This is a genomic window from Corynebacterium sp. CQ3829_602738, from assembly GCF_054478435.1.
In genome coordinates this window covers 723,617-739,881 of sequence record NZ_CM137003.1, presented here as the reverse complement: position 1 = coordinate 739,881, position 16,265 = coordinate 723,617, and the positions used below count along the sequence as shown (strand labels likewise).

17 protein-coding genes and 1 tRNA gene are annotated in these 16,265 nt (G+C 65.3%); 8 read left to right on the top strand and 10 right to left on the bottom strand.

All coding sequences use genetic code 11. The features are described 5' to 3' along the window. Positions 1 to 4 precede the first annotated feature (4 nt). Both ACX1NL_RS03570 and ACX1NL_RS03565 read left to right on the top strand, forming a co-directional pair. Positions 5 to 1,075 carry a GNAT family N-acetyltransferase gene (locus ACX1NL_RS03570; protein WP_458898627.1) on the top strand — a complete coding sequence of 357 codons (1,071 nt, stop codon included), beginning with the start codon at positions 5 to 7 and terminating at the stop codon, positions 1,073 to 1,075. 166 nt (positions 1,076 to 1,241) lie between these two features. Further along, positions 1,242 to 2,435, top strand: a complete 1,194-nt coding sequence (locus tag ACX1NL_RS03565) for an IS481 family transposase (protein ID WP_458898891.1) — start codon at positions 1,242 to 1,244, stop codon at positions 2,433 to 2,435. A 92-nt stretch (positions 2,436 to 2,527) separates the two neighbouring features. On the opposite strand, the gene ACX1NL_RS03560 is transcribed toward ACX1NL_RS03565, so the two are convergent. Further along, positions 2,528 to 2,603, bottom strand: a tRNA-Arg gene (locus ACX1NL_RS03560). A 120-nt stretch (positions 2,604 to 2,723) separates the two neighbouring features. Between ACX1NL_RS03560 and trhA the strand changes: the two genes are divergently transcribed. Beyond that, entirely contained in the window at positions 2,724 to 3,422 is a 699-nt protein-coding gene (gene trhA / locus ACX1NL_RS03555; protein WP_458898626.1) for a PAQR family membrane homeostasis protein TrhA, read from the top strand. 16 nt (positions 3,423 to 3,438) lie between these two features. Then, the gene (locus ACX1NL_RS03550) at positions 3,439 to 4,272 is read left to right on the top strand and encodes a DUF1906 domain-containing protein (RefSeq protein ID WP_458898625.1); all 834 of its coding nucleotides are present in this window, start codon (positions 3,439 to 3,441) and stop codon (positions 4,270 to 4,272) included. 60 nt (positions 4,273 to 4,332) lie between these two features. On the opposite strand, the gene ACX1NL_RS03545 is transcribed toward ACX1NL_RS03550, so the two are convergent. The 5 genes from ACX1NL_RS03545 to ACX1NL_RS03525 all read right to left on the bottom strand — a co-directional run bounded on the left by ACX1NL_RS03545 (position 4,333) and on the right by ACX1NL_RS03525 (position 9,197). Further along, a complete protein-coding gene (locus tag ACX1NL_RS03545; protein WP_458898624.1) occupies positions 4,333 to 5,982 on the bottom strand; it encodes a solute symporter family protein in 1,650 nt (549 codons plus the stop codon). A 3-nt stretch (positions 5,983 to 5,985) separates the two neighbouring features. Continuing rightward, positions 5,986 to 6,324, bottom strand: a complete 339-nt coding sequence (locus ACX1NL_RS03540; protein WP_458898623.1) for a DUF485 domain-containing protein — start codon at positions 6,322 to 6,324, stop codon at positions 5,986 to 5,988. 208 nt (positions 6,325 to 6,532) lie between these two features. Next, positions 6,533 to 7,360 (bottom strand): aldo/keto reductase, encoded by an 828-nt coding sequence (locus ACX1NL_RS03535; RefSeq protein WP_458898622.1) that lies wholly within the window; start codon positions 7,358 to 7,360, stop codon positions 6,533 to 6,535. A 9-nt stretch (positions 7,361 to 7,369) separates the two neighbouring features. Continuing rightward, the gene (gene fkpA / locus ACX1NL_RS03530) at positions 7,370 to 7,729 is read right to left on the bottom strand and encodes an FKBP-type peptidyl-prolyl cis-trans isomerase FkpA (protein ID WP_181890170.1); all 360 of its coding nucleotides are present in this window, start codon (positions 7,727 to 7,729) and stop codon (positions 7,370 to 7,372) included. Positions 7,730 to 7,901: 172 nt separating this feature from the next. Further along, positions 7,902 to 9,197 (bottom strand): citrate synthase, encoded by a 1,296-nt coding sequence (locus tag ACX1NL_RS03525; protein WP_458898621.1) that lies wholly within the window; start codon positions 9,195 to 9,197, stop codon positions 7,902 to 7,904. 208 nt (positions 9,198 to 9,405) lie between these two features. Here ACX1NL_RS03525 and sepH point away from each other — a divergent pair, with 208 nt between their 5' ends. Both sepH and ACX1NL_RS03515 read left to right on the top strand, forming a co-directional pair. Next, on the top strand, positions 9,406 to 10,407 hold the full coding sequence (sepH, locus tag ACX1NL_RS03520; RefSeq protein WP_458898620.1) for a septation protein SepH: 1,002 nt from the start codon (positions 9,406 to 9,408) through the stop codon (positions 10,405 to 10,407). Positions 10,408 to 10,425: 18 nt separating this feature from the next. Then, positions 10,426 to 11,271: a DUF6928 family protein gene (locus ACX1NL_RS03515; protein ID WP_458898619.1), complete on the top strand. Its 846-nt coding sequence runs from the start codon at positions 10,426 to 10,428 to the stop codon at positions 11,269 to 11,271. A gap of 30 nt (positions 11,272 to 11,301) precedes the next feature. Here the strand turns inward: ACX1NL_RS03515 and ACX1NL_RS03510 are convergent, their stop codons facing one another. The 3 genes from ACX1NL_RS03510 to ACX1NL_RS03500 are packed head-to-tail and all read right to left on the bottom strand — an operon-like array spanning position 11,302 to position 14,311. Then, positions 11,302 to 12,102 (bottom strand): TrmH family RNA methyltransferase, encoded by an 801-nt coding sequence (locus ACX1NL_RS03510; RefSeq protein WP_458898618.1) that lies wholly within the window; start codon positions 12,100 to 12,102, stop codon positions 11,302 to 11,304. Further along, the gene (locus tag ACX1NL_RS03505; protein ID WP_458898617.1) at positions 12,103 to 13,572 is read right to left on the bottom strand and encodes an NCS2 family permease; all 1,470 of its coding nucleotides are present in this window, start codon (positions 13,570 to 13,572) and stop codon (positions 12,103 to 12,105) included. It abuts the gene before it with no gap. 58 nt (positions 13,573 to 13,630) lie between these two features. Continuing rightward, a complete protein-coding gene (locus ACX1NL_RS03500) occupies positions 13,631 to 14,311 on the bottom strand; it encodes a DUF3027 domain-containing protein (protein ID WP_458898616.1) in 681 nt (226 codons plus the stop codon). Positions 14,312 to 14,350: 39 nt separating this feature from the next. Here ACX1NL_RS03500 and ACX1NL_RS03495 point away from each other — a divergent pair, with 39 nt between their 5' ends. Next, on the top strand, positions 14,351 to 15,145 hold the full coding sequence (locus ACX1NL_RS03495; protein WP_458898615.1) for a glutaminyl-peptide cyclotransferase: 795 nt from the start codon (positions 14,351 to 14,353) through the stop codon (positions 15,143 to 15,145). 11 nt (positions 15,146 to 15,156) lie between these two features. Next, positions 15,157 to 15,660 (top strand): DUF2771 family protein, encoded by a 504-nt coding sequence (locus ACX1NL_RS03490; protein WP_239355700.1) that lies wholly within the window; start codon positions 15,157 to 15,159, stop codon positions 15,658 to 15,660. Here ACX1NL_RS03490 and ACX1NL_RS03485 read toward each other — a convergent pair. Continuing rightward, positions 15,657 to 16,040 carry a cold-shock protein gene (locus ACX1NL_RS03485; RefSeq protein WP_181890031.1) on the bottom strand — a complete coding sequence of 128 codons (384 nt, stop codon included), beginning with the start codon at positions 16,038 to 16,040 and terminating at the stop codon, positions 15,657 to 15,659. The two genes, ACX1NL_RS03490 and ACX1NL_RS03485, sit on opposite strands and share 4 nt — an antisense overlap. Between the last annotated feature and the right edge of the window lie 225 nt (positions 16,041 to 16,265).

Sequence of the window (16,265 nt, the reverse complement as noted above, 5' to 3'; positions counted from 1 at the left end):
CACCATGCTGGATGCCACGAAGCTCCCGATCGCCCATGAGGGCACTCGCCTGCGACCCCTGTCCGAGCTGGACGCGGACGCGTACGCAAGCGGAACCAAAGATGAGGCCGTGCTGCGCTTCGGCCACTTGCCCGAACCCGACTACACCCCCGAATCCGTGCGACGGTTAATCCGCGGAGAGGTCACGGCGGGCCTCTCGTCCGGCACGCTGGCCGTGCTCGCACTCGCTGACGCCGCGACGAACCAGTTCGTGGGCTCCCTAGTACTTTTCGACGTCAACTCCGAGACCGCCGAGGTCGGGTTCTGGATCCATCCCGATGCACGAAAAGATGGACACGCACGCCGGGGACTGGAGTTGGCATCGCGCTTCGCCCGCGACAGTGGACTACAGGCTTTGACGGCACGCACGCTTCCAGAGAACGAGCCTTCCCAGCGGTGTTTGACCAGCGCAGGATTCCGCAAGACCGGGCGAAGCGCAGGAACCACGCCCGCGGGACTGCAGGAGGAGTTGCTCCATTATCGGCGCGACCTCGCGCCTGCCCACCAGTGGCCGTTGGCAACGGAACGGCTCCAGATCCGACTCCATGAACCAGACGATGCCAGTTGGCTCCACAACCTTTATTCACAACCTGACGTTGCCCGTTACCTGTTGGACGAGCCGTGGACCACGGAAGTCACCCGCGAAAAGCTCGGAGCGCGCCTCGCCAAGACCAGCCTCGATGACGAGGCCGGCGCGCTCGCACTAGTCATCGAGCATGACGGCACCCCTATCGGAGACGTCGAGCTGTGGCTCACCGATAAGGAGCACCGCCAAGGTGAAATCGGATGGGTTCTGAACCCGGCGTACGGCGGGCAAGGTTTCGCCAGCGAAGCCGTCCGAGCGGTTCTTGCCATCGGATTTGACCACTATCGCCTCCACCGCATCACGGCACAGATGGATGCCCGCAATAGTGCCTCAGCAGCACTCGCCCGCCGCGTCGGGCTCCGGCTCGAAGCGCATCATGTCCAGGACTGGTACAGCAAGGGTGAATGGACTGACACCCTCGTCTACGCGCGACTTGCGTCAGAGAGCTAAGCCAATGGCGCCCCCGGTAGTGCCTGAGGTCACGACATATTTGACGGGGTGTGCCTGCGGAAGGCGTTGTGATCCTTGACAGGTGAGTCGCGTCATTGTTGACACTTAGGGTTACCTCAGCCGTGTCGGTGACGCTTGACTGATGAGTCGGGACATGTTTGACACCATGAACAGTCCCAACCGCAACCTCGCCATCGTCAGAGCCGTCAGAGACCAAGGCGGCACACCCACCAACGTCGCCAAGCGCTTTGGCATCTCACGCCAACGTGTCCACCAGATCCTCAACGCCTACGACGCAGGCGGCGCCGAGGCAATCGCACCGAAATCGCGCGCCCCTCACACCCACCCGCACGCCATCCCGGAAGCACTACGCAACGACATCATCAGCATCCGCAAGCAACTCACCCGGCACGGACTCGACGCAGGACCCGAAACCATCGCCTACCACCTCGAACAGGCCGGCAAACGCGCCCCGTCAACTTCAACGATCCGCCGCATCCTCACCAAAGAAGGCTTGATCACCCCGCAGCCGCAAAAGAAGCCAAAAAGCTCCTACATCCGCTTCGAAGCCGCAATGCCCAACGAATGCTGGCAAGCCGACATCACCCACCTCTTCCTCGCCGACAACACACGAGTCGAAGTCCTCGACTTCCTCGACGACCACTCGCGGTACCTGCTGTCAATCACCGCGGCCGCCGCATTTACAGGCCCCGCCGTCGCCACCGAACTCACCCGCCTGATCGGCGCGTACGGCCCACCAGCATCCACGCTGACGGACAACGGTTTGGTGTTCACCGCCCGCCTAGCCGGGCGCAAAGGCGGAAGAAACGCGTTTGAAAAAGTGCTCGTCGCACACAAAATCCAACAGAAAAACGGCCGGCCCGGCCACCCCCAAACCCAAGGAAAAATTGAGCGGTTCCACCAAACCCTCAAAAAATGGATCAAGGCCCGACCCACAGCACAAACAGTTGCTGAGCTGCAACAACTCCTCAATGAGTTTCGCCAATACTACAACTGCACCCGGCCCCACCGCGCCCTGGGCAGACGCACCCCGCAGCAGGCATACACCACCGGAGTCAAAGCCACACCCAACGACAACCCCAAAGAAGAATGGCGAACCCGAAACGACACAGTCGACAAAAACGGCAAAGTCACCGTGCGCTACGCCGGCAAACTCTTCCACCTCGGCATCGGACGCACCTACAAACACAAGAAAATTCTCATGGTCATCACCGACAACCACGTCATCACATCACTAGCCGAAACCGGAGAAGTCATCACCGAGCACTACATCGACACCGCCCGCGACTACCAACAGGCCTACTGGAAACACGGTGACCCACCACTTCGCCCCAAATGAACAAAACCGGCACCCCAGAATAAAAACAACTGGGATGCCGGTCCGTCCAGCATGTCGCGACTCATGCGTCAAGCATGACGCGACTCATGACATGGCGCCCCCGGTAGGAATCGAACCTACGACACCTTCTTTAGGAGAGAAGTGCTCTATCCACTGAGCTACGGAGGCAATGGCGTAAGAGTACCGCAGCGGTTGCACGCGCCGAAAACAGGCTCGCAAGCCCTTCCACCGCAACCTACGGTCCGGTAGGGTTTGAAGCCAAAACTTCCCTACCCCTGCGAGGTGCCCATGACCGCCCTCAAGACAGGCCAAATCCAGCGCACCTACGTGGTCGCGGACCGCGGCGAGCGCCCAGCCGTTCGCGGCTGGTTCCACCTCGTGGCCGCCGCCCTGTCGGCCATCTCCTCGGCCGTGCTGATCACGTTCGGATGGATGACCCTGCCGTGGCCGCAGGCCCTCGGCGTGACTATCTACGGTGCCGGCGTGGTGCTGCTGTTCGCCGTCTCCGCGATGTACCACCGCTGGCCGTGGCGCTCGCCCGCGGCGGTGCAGTGGTGGCGCCGGGCCGACCACGCCACCATCTCCGTGTTCATCGCCGCCACCTACACCCCGCTGTGCCTGATCGCCTTCGAGCCGCGCACCGCCGCCATCATTCTCGCGGTGGCGTGGGCGGGCGGCATCGGCGGGGCCGTGCTCAACCTGGTGTGGATCAACCATCCCCGCTGGCTCGACGTGGTGGTCTATGTGGGGCTGGGCTGGATCATCGTGCCGCTGCTGCCGACGCTGTGGAGCTCCGCCGGCGCCGCGGTGGTGTGGCTGCTGTTCGCCGGCGGGGTGGTCTACACGCTCGGCGCCCTGGTGTACGGCTTCAAGTGGCCGGGGCGTTCCGCGCGCTACTACGGCTACCACGAGCACTTCCACACCGCGACCGTCGTCGCCGCCGTGTGCCACCTCGTCGCCATATGGATGGTGGTTGTGGGCCGCTGAGACTAGAGTGGCGCATGTGACTACCTTTAATCGCCGCACGTTCCTCAAATCCGCCGGTGCAGCAGCCGCCACCGCCGCGCTCGCCGGCAGCGCCTCAGCCGCTCTCTCCCCCGCCGCCCAGGCGCAGCAGCGCCGGGTGCTTGGCACGGTGGTGGATTACTCGGCTGGCGTGCCGTCGGCAAGCGCTGTGAAAGCCGCGGGCCACATGGGCGCGGTGCGCTACGTCTCCGACCGCCGCCCCGGCGCCGAGTGGATGCGCGGCAAGCCGGTGACCATCGGCGAGACCCGCGACTACAAGGCCAACGGCCTCGCCGTCGCCTCGGTGTACCAGTTCGGCCGCGCCGAGACCGCCGACTGGAAGCGCGGCGCGCTCGGTGCCGCCGCCCACGCCCCGAAGGCGATGGCGCTGCACACCGCCGCCGGCGGGCCGCAAGGCCGCCCGATCTACGTGGCTATCGACGACAACCCCACCCTCGAGCAGTTCAACAACCAGATCAGCCCGTACCTGAAAGCGATGGGCGCCGCGTTCAGCGCCGCCGGCTACCAGCTGGGCGTGTACGGCAACTACTACACCATCGCCTGGTGCCTGGAAGACGGCATCGGCTCCTACTTCTGGCAGCACGACTGGGGCTCGCAAGGCAAGGTCCACTCGCGTGCGAACCTGCACCAGGCGCGCGGGCAGCAAGCAACTATCCAGGGGATTCAGGTGGACATCAACAACGTCTACACCTCCGACTGGGGCCAGTGGACCCCGGGGCAGGCCTCCACGCTGACAAACATGACGCCGGACGACTGGTCCAACCTGCTCCAAGGCAGCAGCCAGCTCTCGTCGTCGCTGTTCAGAAGGTAGCGCAACAAAAAATGGCCCGGACAAACCGGGCCATTTTCTATTGCCAACTCAAGCGGCGCTCTAGTGGTCGACGGGAGCTTCGACGCCGACACCGGTCAGGGAGCGGACCTCCATCTCGGCCTGCAGCTCGTCGAAGTTGTCGGGCTTGCCCAGGTAGGTGCCGACGATGCCGGCGAGGAAGCCGAGCGGGATGGACACCAGGCCCGGGCTGGTCAGCGGGAAGATGGACCAGTCGGCGTTGGGGAACATCGCGGTCGGGCTGCCCGAGACCGCCGGCGACAGGACGATCAGCACCAGCGCGGAGATCAGGCCGGTGTAGATCGACGCCACCGCGCCGGTGGTGTTGAAGCGCTTCCAGTACAGGGAGTACAGGATGGTCGGCAGGTTCGCGGACGCCGCGGTGGCGAACGCCAGGGAGACCAGGAAGGCCACGTTCTGCTGCATCGCCAGGATGCCCAGGACGATGGCGACAATGCCCAGGATCACCACGGTAATGCGGGAGACGCGGACTTGCTCTTCTTCGGTGGCTTGGCCGTCGCGAAGCACAGCGTCGTAGACGTCGTGGGCGATGGAGGCCGAGGCGGTGATGGCCAGGCCGGCGACCACCGCGAGCACCGTCGCGAAGGCGACCGCGGAGATCAGCGCCATGAAGATGGAGCCGCCGAGCTCGAACGCGAGCAGCGGGGCAGCCGAGTTCGCGCCGCCGGGAGCGGCGAGGATGCGGTCCGGGCCGACGAAGGCGGCCGCGGCGTAGCCCAGGATCAGGGTGAGCAGGTAGAAGGAACCGATGAGCACGATCGCCCAGGTCACGGACTTACGCGCTTCCTTGGCGGTGGGCACGGTGTAGAAGCGCATCAGCACGTGCGGCAGACCCGCGGTGCCGAGCACCAGCGACAGGCCGAGGGAGACGAAGTCCAGCTTGGTGGTGGTGGTCGCGCCGTACTTCAGGCCCGGCTTCATAATCTCCTCGGCCTGGTAGCCCTTCTCCGCGAGGTAGCTGGAGGCGGAGTGGGTGTCGATGGCCTGGTTGAACACGGCGGTCAGGCCGCCCTTAGCCATGATGAACGCCAGCACCGACATGATCAGCACGCCGGCGATGAGCAGCACGGCCTTGATCATCTGCACGTAGGTGGTGCCCTTCATGCCGCCAACGAGGACGTAGATGATCATGATCACGCCGACGATGCCCACGCAGATCGCCTGCGCGGTAAAGGAGTGCAGGTTCAGCAGCACGGACACCAGGGAGCCGGCGCCGGCCATCTGGGCGATCAGGTAGAACAGCGACACGAACAGGGTGCCGAACGCCGCGGCGACGCGCACCGGCTTCTGGCGCAGGCGGAACGACAGCACGTCGGCCATGGTGAAGCGTCCGACGTTACGCAGCGGCTCGGCCACCAGCAGCAGCGCCACCAGCCAGGCGACGAAGAAGCCAATGGAGTACAAGAAGCCGTCGTAGCCGTTGAGCGCGATCGAACCGACGATGCCCAGGAAGGACGCGGCTGACAGGTAGTCGCCGGCGATGGCGAGGCCGTTCTGCGTGCCGCTAAACGACGCACCACCGGTGTAGAAGTCCGCCGATTCGCTCGTGGTCTTACCGGCGCGGGTCACGATGTAGAGCGTGACCACGATGAAGGCGCCGAAGATGGCGATGTTGAGCAGCGGGTTGCCGGCTTCTTGCCCGGTTTCGGCTGCGAGCAGGTGGGTCTGCATGGTTTAGCCCTCCATCTCTTCGCGAATGTGAGCCGCGCGCGGCTCGATGTTCTTGTTCGCCCACTTCACGTAGATCCAAGTGATCAAAAACGTGGTGAAGAATTGCGCCAAGCCGAGCCAGAGCCCGACGTTGAGGCCGAGGAAGTCCTTGGCCATCACGTCGGGGGCGAAGGTGGCGAAGACGACGTAGAGGACGTACCAGAGGAACGCCGCGATCATCACTGGGAAGGTGAATCCGCGGAACGTGCCTCGCAGGTCCTGGAATTCGGGGCTTTGCTGCATGGCCACGAACTCGTCAGGAGTTGGCTCGCGGCGTTGCGGGACAGCGGTGGAACCGGCCATGGCCTCGATCCTTTCTAGTGCACGGGAATAAGGTCTTTGCCGCGCCGGAAGTATGTGATCTCCGACTCAACAACGTGAATGTAACCTACCACACAGTCACATGTTGGTTGTTCCGTAAATCGCTTTAATTTTTCTCCCAGGAAAAATCGCAGCAATGCAAAACCGCCCGGCCGCGATCAACGCGGCTGGGCGGTTCTTCATAAATCCCCTACCCCGGGAAAGTCAACGGGTCGCCGGAGAGGCGCTCGCCCGCAACCCCGTCGAGGGCGGCGACATCCTCGCTGTCCAGCGTGATGCCCACCGCGCCGAGGTTTTCCTCCAGGCGCTTCGGGTTGGAGGTCTTCGGCACCACGGAACAGCCGAGCTGCATCAGGTAGGCCAGCGACACCTGCGCCGGGGTGGCCCCGTGCTTGTCGGCCACGGCCTGAATGGCCGGGTCGTCGAAGTTGCCGCCGCGCGCGAGCGGAGCCCACGCCTCGGTCACGATGTCGTGCTCGTCGTGGTAGGCGCGCAGCTCGGGCTGGGTGAACCCGGCGTGCAGCTCCACCTGGTTGAGCACCGGGGTGATACCGGTGGCCGCGATGATCTCGTCGAGCACCTCCGGGTAGAAGTTGGCCACGCCGGCAGACTGCAGCCGGCCCATGCCCTGCAGTTCCGCGATCTGCTCGAAGGCCTTGACGTAGGTGCCGTGCTGCGGCCACGGCCAGTGCACGAGGTAGAGGTCGATGAACTCCAGGTCGAGGCGCTTGAGCGACTCGTGGTAGGCCTCGGCCACGCGCTCCTGGTCGTCGTTCCACAGCTTCGTGGTCACGAACAGTTCTTCGCGCGTGACGTCGCCGGCTTTGATCGCGGCGTTGATGGCCTTGCCCACCTCGACCTCGTTGTCGTAGAGCGCCGCGGTGTCGATGTGGCGGTAGCCGAGCTCGATGGCGGTGCGCACGATGGGCTCCACCTCGTCGCCGGTCAGCTTGTACGTGCCCAAGCCGAGGAGGGGGAAATCGTAGCCGTCGTTAAGTGTGGTGACCGGGATGCGCATGGCAGCCTCCTAGCTGGCGTCGAGCAGGTCGATGATGAACACGAGGGTGCGGCCGGACAGCGGGTGCCCGCCGCCTGCGGGGCCGTATGCTTTCTCCGGCGGAATGGTCAGTTGGCGACGGCCGCCGACCTTCATGCCGGGGATGCCTTCCTGCCAGCCCTGGATCAGGCCGGTGAGCGGGAAATCTGCGGCCTCGCCGCGGTCCCAGGAGGAGTCGAACTCCTCGCCCGTTTCAAAGTCCACGCCAAGGTAGTGGACCTTGACAAACCCGCCGGCCACGGCCTCTGCGCCCTCGCCGACAGTGATGTCCTCGATGACGAGGTCTGCAGGCGCCGGGCCCTCCGGCTTGTCGATGAACGGCTTTTCCATAGCGTTGAAACTCCTTGCAAATTATGTGGGCAGTTTGCGCGACCCAATACAAAACCGCCGAGAACTTCCTCCCGAAAGTATAAGGGAAGTGCAATTCTCGGCGGTGGAGCGCCGAAGCATGCTGCTTATCGACGCCCTTCGGTTGCCCTAGCGGTTGGTCTAGCGCCTGAAACTAGCGCTGTTCGCGCGGCACGAATTCGCGCTGCTGGTAGCCGGTGTAGATCTGGCGCGGACGGTTGATCTTGGTGTTCATCTCCAGCTGCTCGCGGTACTGGGCGATCCAGCCCGGCAGGCGGCCGATGGCGAACAGCACGGTGAAGAAGTCCGTTGGGAAGCCCATGGCGCGGTAGATCAGGCCGGTGTAGAAGTCCACGTTCGGGTAGAGCTTGCGCTGGATGAAGTACTCGTCGTTGAGCGCGATCTCCTCGAGCTTCATGGCCAGGTCCAGCAGCTCGTCGCCGCCGAGGTGCTCGAGCACCTCGTGCGCGGTCTCCTTGACGATCGCGGCGCGCGGGTCGTAGTTCTTGTACACGCGGTGGCCGAAGCCCATCAGGCGCACGCCCTTTTCCTTGTTCTTCACGCGGTTCATGAAGTCGGTGGCGTCGCCGTCGTGGTTGTTCTTGATGTCCTCGAGCATCTCCAGCACTGCCTGGTTTGCGCCGCCGTGCAGCGGGCCGGCCAGGGCGTTGATGCCGCCGGCGATGGAGACGAACATGTTGGCCTGGGCAGAGGCGATCATGCGCACGGTGGAGGTGGAGCAGTTCTGCTCGTGGTCCGCGTGCAGGATGAGCAGCTTGTCCAGGGCCTTGGTCAGCACCGGGTCGACGTGGTAGTCCTCGGTCGGGTACCCGAACATCATGCGCATGAAGTTCTCGCGCGGGTTCAGGGAGTTGTCCGGGTACATGTACGGCTTGCCGCGGGATGCGCGGTAGGCGTACGCGGCGAGCATCGGTACCTTGGCCATGAGGCGCACGGTTGCCTTATCCAGCTGCTCCTCGTCCAGCGGGTCGAGCTGGTCCTGGTAGTAGGCGGAGAGAATGTTCACCGAGGAGGCGAGCACGGCCATCGGGTGGGCGTTGCGCGGGAAGATGTTGAACGCGGCCTTGAAGTCCTCGTCCAGCAGGGTGTGGTGGCGCAGCTCGGAGTTGAAGTTGTCCAGCTCGTCGGTGGTGGGCAGCTCGCCGTTGATCAGCAGGTAGGACACCTCGTTGAAGGTGGCGTTTTCTGCGAGGTCGGCGATGTCGTAGCCGCGGTAGCGCAGGATGCCTGCGTCGCCGTCGATGTAGGTGATCTTGGATTCGGTGGAGCCGGTGGAGACGTAGCCGGGGTCGAAGGTGACCAGGCCAGTTTCGCCGAGAAGCTTGCCCAGCACGACGCCGTCGTTGCCTTCGGTGGCGCGCATGATGTCCATCTCATACTCGCCGCCCGGGTAGTGGAGTACGGCCTTATCCTTGTTCTCAGTAGCCACTGATTTCCCCTTCCAGGTAGTTTTCTCGGCTGTCTTTGGGATACCTCCCGGCAACCTGTTTTTACGTAAGGCACTGTATCAAAGTTTGTGACGCGTCTGACAACAATGGCAACTGCCTGGACACACCACAGGCAACCGGCGGGTACGCCCGGTGGCGCGCACCTGTCCGTTAAGCTGGTCGCGTATCTGCCCGGCGGAAAGGTGACTTATGCGCGAGCTGCACTTCTTGGAAGAAGAGTCGACGGAGACGTTTTTCGTCCTCCGCGACGATAACGGGATGCGCTACCAGTTGGCTCGCACCGAGCTTGAGCCCTCGCTTCTCGACGGCGCCCCCGTCACCGATTCTGCCTCTCCCCCTTCCACCCCCGCCGACGGCAGCGGGGTGACAGTGCTGGACACAACCGCTGGCGAGCCCACACCCGAGGCGGATGAAGTAGAGGCACCCGTCGCGCCCGAGCCGGCGCCGGTGGAGCGCACCCTGCCGGAGCCGGACCCGCTCTACGCAACCCCCCTGTCCATGCGCCCGAACGAGATCCAGGCGCGCCTGCGCGCCGGCGCCACCGCCACCGAGCTAGCCGAGGAAATGGGCGTGGCCGAAAGCCGCCTGGATGTCTACGCCCACCCGGTGCGCCTGGAGCGCGCCCAGGTGGCTGAGGCCGCGAAGCAGTCGCACCCGGTGCGCGAGGACGGCCCCTCGAAGCAGACCCTGTTTGAGATCCTGGCCACTGCGTTCGCGGCCCGCGGACACTCGATCAGCGACGCGGAGTGGGACGCCACCCGCGAGCAGGGTGACAGCTGGGTCGTCCACGTCACCTGGAAGGCAGGGCTGACGGAGAACGAGGCGCTGTGGACCTTCAAGCGTTCCATGGGCTCCGCCGCCCAGACGGAGGCGCGCAACGCCATGGCCGCGGACCTGACGGACCCGGATTTCGCGCAGCCGGTGCGCTCGCTGTCCGCGGTGCGCGCTGACCGTGCCGACGTCAGTGACGAGGACGTGGCCGATGACGCTCCCGAAGCTGGTGTCACGGAATTGCCGGTGGAGGGCAACCCGGAGGTCGTCGATACGCGAGACGATGTGCTCGAGGGCGATTTCCTGCGCCATCCGGGGGAGGACGAGCAGCCGAAGAAGCGCCGCCGCAAAGCCGTCACCCCGCACTGGGAGGACGTGCTGCTGGGGGTTCGCACGAACACCAAGCGCCCGAAGCGCTGAGCGCCTTAGGATGTGTGCATGAGTTTCCCAGCGGTTCTTACGCTTTGGTTTGTCAACACCGCCGACCCGGCCGGCGTGCTCGAGCGCGAGCCGAAGGCCGATCGCGGGTTCGGCCGCAAGCTGCTTTCCCAGGTCAACCCGGCGTGGCCGATCACCCCGATCGGCTCGTTTCCACTGAACCGCTCCTCGGTGCCGGGCCGCGACGAGTTCTACATCGCGGGCTTTCCCGGGGTCTCGGTGGTGCGGATGCTTGTCGACGATGCCTCGGCCCTGTCCACCACAACCCCGTGGCATTCGGCCCTTCCCGCCTCTGACGTGTTTGTCATCGCGACCGGAACGGACAGCGACTACGGCGGGTTCGCGCACTTCACCGGCGAGACCGTGGTGCGCAGCTTCAGCGCCACCCGCACCCAGGTCATCGAGGACCTCGGCCTGCCGGAGCCGTTCGAGGCGCCCTACTGGGCCGGCGAGCGCGCCGAGGCGGCCGGCGGCATCTCACTGCCGTTCGAGCCGCGCGACCTCGCGCTGTCGGCTGAGCGCCACTGGCTGGGCGTGGACATCGGCGAGGACGGCCCCGACATCAACGTCGTCGGCTACGCGGTGGACGGCCGCCCCGAGCCGAAAATTGAGGAAAAGAAAACGCCCGCGGTGAAGTCAGTGGACGCTGTGGCCGCGAAGTTCGCGGAGAAGTCGAAAGCGTACGACGACTACGAGGACGCCCCCGACGACCAGCGCGGCGACGAGTTCGCCGAGCTTGCCGACGCCTCCGTGGCCGCCGCGAAGCGCGTCGGCCGGGGTCTGCGTTCCCGCACGGCAGAGCTGTGGAAGACACTTGCGCAGCGCATCCGCCACTTCGATAGGTAAAAGCTCTCCCCTAGCGCGAGCTTGCGAGCGCTAACGGTTTCTTTCATAAAACGCGATCGCGGCGGACGTCGCCACGTTGAGCGAGTCCGTGCCCGGCGCCATGGGGATCTTGGCGCGCACGTCGGTGGCGCGCATCGCGTGCGGGGTCAGGCCCGGGCCCTCCCCGCCGACTAGGAAGGCCACCTTGTCGTGGCCCTGGATCGCGTCTCTCAGCTCGACGGCGTCGTCGGCCGGGGTGAGCGAGACGAGCCACCAGCCGGCCTCGCGCAGCTGGTCTAGCGAGCGCTGCCACGTCGTCGGCGTGCCGTCGAGGTGCGCGAACGGGGTGCGCAGCACGTGCCCCATGGACACGCGCACGGCCCGCCGATACAGCGGGTCGGCGGTGGCGGCGCCGAAGAGCACGCCGTCGACGCCCATGCCGGCGGCGTTGCGGAAGATGGACCCGATGTTCTCGTGGTCGCCCACACCTTCCAAGATCACCAGGGTGCGCGCGCCGTCGAGCACCTCGGCGACGGAAAGCGGCTCCGGCTTGTCGGCGGAGACCAGCAGCCCGCGGTGCATGTCGTAGCCGGCAACCTCCCCCATGATGCCGCGGGTGATCTGGTAAACCGGCACGCCGCGGCGCTCGAGTTCGTCGCCATAGTCGGCCATGAAGGATTCCAGCCGCCCGCCGAAGCCGAACACGGCGCGCACCGGGAAGCGGGATTCCACCAGCCGTCCGGCCACGAGCGGACCCTCAGCGAAGACGAGTCCTTTTTCCTTATCCGAATGTTTCAGGTCGCGGATGTCGTCGAGGCGGGGGTCCGACGGGTCGTCGATAGGCACAAGCATTTAGCTCAGCGCCGCCATGATCGGGCCCTGCGCGAAGTACACCACGAACAGGGCGGAGATGAGCCACATGATCCAGTGGATGTCCTTCGCCTTGCCGGCGAACAGGCTCATCAGGGTAAACGAGATGAAGCCGACGCCGATGCCGTTGGCGATGGAGTAGGTCAGCGGCATGGTCACGATGGTCAGAAACGCCGGCAGGGCGACGGTGAACTCAGACCACTCGATCTGGTCGACCTGCATCATCATCAGCGCACCGACGACCACGAGCACGGGGGCTGCGGCCTCGATGGGCACGATCTCGTAGAGCGGGGTGAAAAACATCGCGGCGAGGAACAGCACGCCGGTGACAACGTTGGCCAGGCCGGTGCGCGCACCGTCCGCGATACCGGCGGAGGAATCGACGAACACGGTATTCGACGATGCGGAGGTCGCACCGCCGACGACGGCGCCGAAGCCCTCGACCACCAGGGCGCGCTTCATGTCCGGCAGCACGGCGTGCTCGTCGGTGAGCTCGGCCTGGCGGCCGAGCGCGGTCATGGTGCCCATGGCGTCGAAGAAGTTCGCCAGTACGAGCGTGAACACGAGCAACGACGCGGAGATCACGCCGATGTTCACAAACGCGCCGAACAGGTCGACGTTGCCCACGATGGACAGGTCCGGGACACCGCCGAAGCTCTCCGGCAGGCCTGGAACCGCCATGCCCCAGCCCTCCGGGTTGTCGGCAGAGGAGCCGGCGCCGGTCAGCGCCTCAACCACCATGGCGATGACGGTGGTGAGCAGGATGCCGATGAACAGACCGCCGCGGACGTTGCGCACAACCATGAAGCCGCAGATGAACAGGCCGATAATGAACACGAAGGTGGGCCAGGACGCAATCGAGCCGCCGGTGCCCAGCTGCACCGGCACGGTGGTCATCGCGGCGTCGGGGATGCGGCGGACAAAGCCGGCGTCCACAAGCCCGATGGTGGCGATGAACATGCCGATGCCCACGCTCATGGCCACCTTCATGGAGTCCGGGATGGCGTTGAACACGGCGGTGCGGAAGCCGGAGACGGCCAGCAGCACGATGATGATGCCGTCGATGACCACCAACCCCATGGCCTCGGGCCAGGTCAGGCCCTGCTGCCCCACCATGGTCACCGCGACCAGGGTGTTGATGCCCAGGCCGGTGGCGATGCCGAACGGGTACTTGGCAATCACGCCGAACAGGATGCTCATCACGCCGGCGGCGAGCGCCGTGGCGGCGGCGACCTGCGGGATGCCTAGGACCACGCCTTCGCGGTCCGGGCTGGTACCGATGATCAGAGGGTTGAGCAGCACGATGTAGGCCATCGCGAAAAAGGTCACTACCCCGGCGCGCACCTCGGTGCCGACCGTGGATCCGCGCTCGCTGATATGGAAGAAGGCATCCAGCGCGCCGCGCGGCTGCGGCTGGTCCTTATGCAGTTTTGCTCGGGTGGTGGTACTCACGTTGCATTAGTGTCGCACCCTGCCTGCGAAAACACCAATCGTTGGGGCTCACCAACGATTATTCCCCCACGGTGGTGTCCGAGTGCGCCCCGCAGCCGTAGGATGAGGCCACCACGTGCCCGTCCGCGGAGTACTCGTTGGCGCAGATGCCGAAGTTCTCGCCCACCGGCTGGTCCAGCGGGATGTAGAAGGCGCAGGAGCGGCACGACAGCGCGGCCTTTTCGGCGAACTCGCTGTTGGGGCCGAACTCGCCGGTGCGCCAGCGCTTCTTCGCGTCCTCCAGGCCGGTGGTGGTGAGGTAGCGCTTGGTTTCGCGGCCGGTAAACGTGACGGCGTCGCGGGAAAAGGAGTCGTCGGTGACGCGGTCGTCGTCAGGCGAAAGCTCCATGATGTCGCCCGGGCCCAGGTCGCCGGGGCGCAGGCGGTCTGAGTACGGTACCCAGTCCGGCGCTTCAAGCGCGCCCTGCGAGGGCACGAGCGCGACCTCGTTGACGGTGACCCAGTCTGCGCCGTCGGCGCAGGCCACCACGGCGTTCCATTCCCAGCCTGCGTAACCGGGCACGTCGGCGGCGAAACGGTGGGTGGCCACGTTGCGGCCCAGCCCGGTCACGCCGATGTGCTCGCCGACTTCCCCGTCGGCGATTTCGGCCAGCGCCTCCCGTGCAGTGGCGACTGCGTCGGTGGACAGCAGGGGGCTGCGCTTTCGGGGGTTGCGGGATCGGTTGTTGGATCGTGACACGGTTCCCCATTATTGCCCACGTGGTGCAGGATGGTTGCCATGGGTCGATTCACGCTTGCCGCCGTCTGTTCCGCGCTCGCTCTCCTGTCCAGCTGTTCCTCCCCCGAAACCGCTGGGCCGGACACGCAGCGCCTCACCGCGCACGTCGAGGAACGCCTGCCTTTCGACGCCACCAGCTTCACCCAGGGCCTCGAGGTCGCCGACGACGGCACCATCTACGTCGGCACCGGCCAAGAGGGCGAATCCCGCCTGTACACGCGCACCCCCGGGGGCGACAAGTTGCAGTCGACCGATTTGGACCCGGAGTTCTTCGGCGAGGGCATCACGCTTCACGACGGCACGGTGTGGCAACTGACCTGGCTTCACGGCACCGCGATCAAGCGGGATGCCACGACGTTGGAAGAGACCGGGCGGGCGAATTACGCCGGCGAGGGGTGGGGCCTGTGCTCCCGCGCCGACGAGGACGAGCTGATCTTCTCCGACGGCACAGCCGAGCTACGCCGCATGGACCCGGAAACCTTCGAGGAGCGCGAGCGCTTCACCGTCACCATGGACGGCCAACCGGTGGAGGGCCTCAACGAGCTCGAGTGCGTGGGCGACGAGGTCTACGCCAACGTCTTCACCACCACCAACATCCTGCGCATCGACGCTGACTCGGGGAAGGTCACCGCCATCATCGACGCCTCCGGGTTGGAAAACAACGCCGATCCGGACCCGAACCACGTGCTCAACGGCATCGCCCGCATCCCCGGCACCGACGAGTTCTACCTCACCGGCAAGCGCTGGCCGGACATGTACCGCGTGACGTTTAAGCCCGAGAGCGCCGCCAAGTAGGATCTTGCGCCATGTCACGCAAACGCGCAGCAACTCAGCAGTGGAAAGTCCTGGCCATCGCCCTAGTTGGCGTGGTGGTGCTGGTGGGGGCGGTCTACGCCTTTATGAGCTACCAGCAGAACAAGCCGGGCACCCCGGTGGGCGACCTCGAGGTCGCCGTGGCCGCCGGTGGGCAGACCGAGCAGGTGCCCGTATATACAGTGTGCGAGCTGGACGTGGAGTGCCCAGGCGGCGAGCCGCCGAGCGTGCGTCTGCCGGACCAGGGGGACGTGACCATCACCGTGCCCGGCGAGATCGAGCGCAACAGCTGGCGCCTGCTGCTCATCTACGACGACCCGGCCGCCAACACCGAGCGCGTGTTCACCTCCGGCGAGTCCGGCGAGGAAACCGCCCCGGCGGTCACCGAGTCCGGCGCGAAGCTCGTCGTCGCCGAGATCACCACCCTGGACATTGAAAAAGGCGATGACGGGGAAGAAACTCCCGTCATCGCCACGTGGTCTGTCGGCTTCGACTAAGCGTCCAGCTCCCTGGCCACCGCCCGCAGGATCTCCGCCACCTGGCGGCCCTCCTTGCGGTCCGGGTAGCGACCGTTGGTCAGCGCGGGCTGGACCTGCGTTTCAATCAGGGTCATCACATCGGCCAGCATGCTGCCCAGCTCCTCCGGCTTGCGACGGTGCACAGGGCGGCGTTTCGGCTCATCGAGCACCTTCACGCGCAGCGCCTGCGGGCCGCGGCGGCCGGCGGCGAAATCAAACTCGATGCGCTGGCCTGCGACCAGTTCGTCCACGCCATCGGGAAGCACGGACTTGCCGATGAAGACGTCGTCGTCGCCCGGGTTGGACGCGAAGCCGAAGCCCTTCTCGGTGTCGTACCACTTCACCTTTCCAATAGGCATGGCATCCTCCTTCAGGTTCCGGTACTTGGCCCGCCGATTGCAGGCCAAAATAAAGGCTTTACCATACACCTCCGCCCCGAAAACCGCGACTGTGGCCCAGAACACCAAAATTCCTCCCGCGGCGCGCGACCTGCACAAACGTGGAGCGCCACAGTCACATACGCACCATTTCGTGCCGGTTGCGTGACACAATCGTTACAAATGGTTAGGCTGTCCCGAGAATTG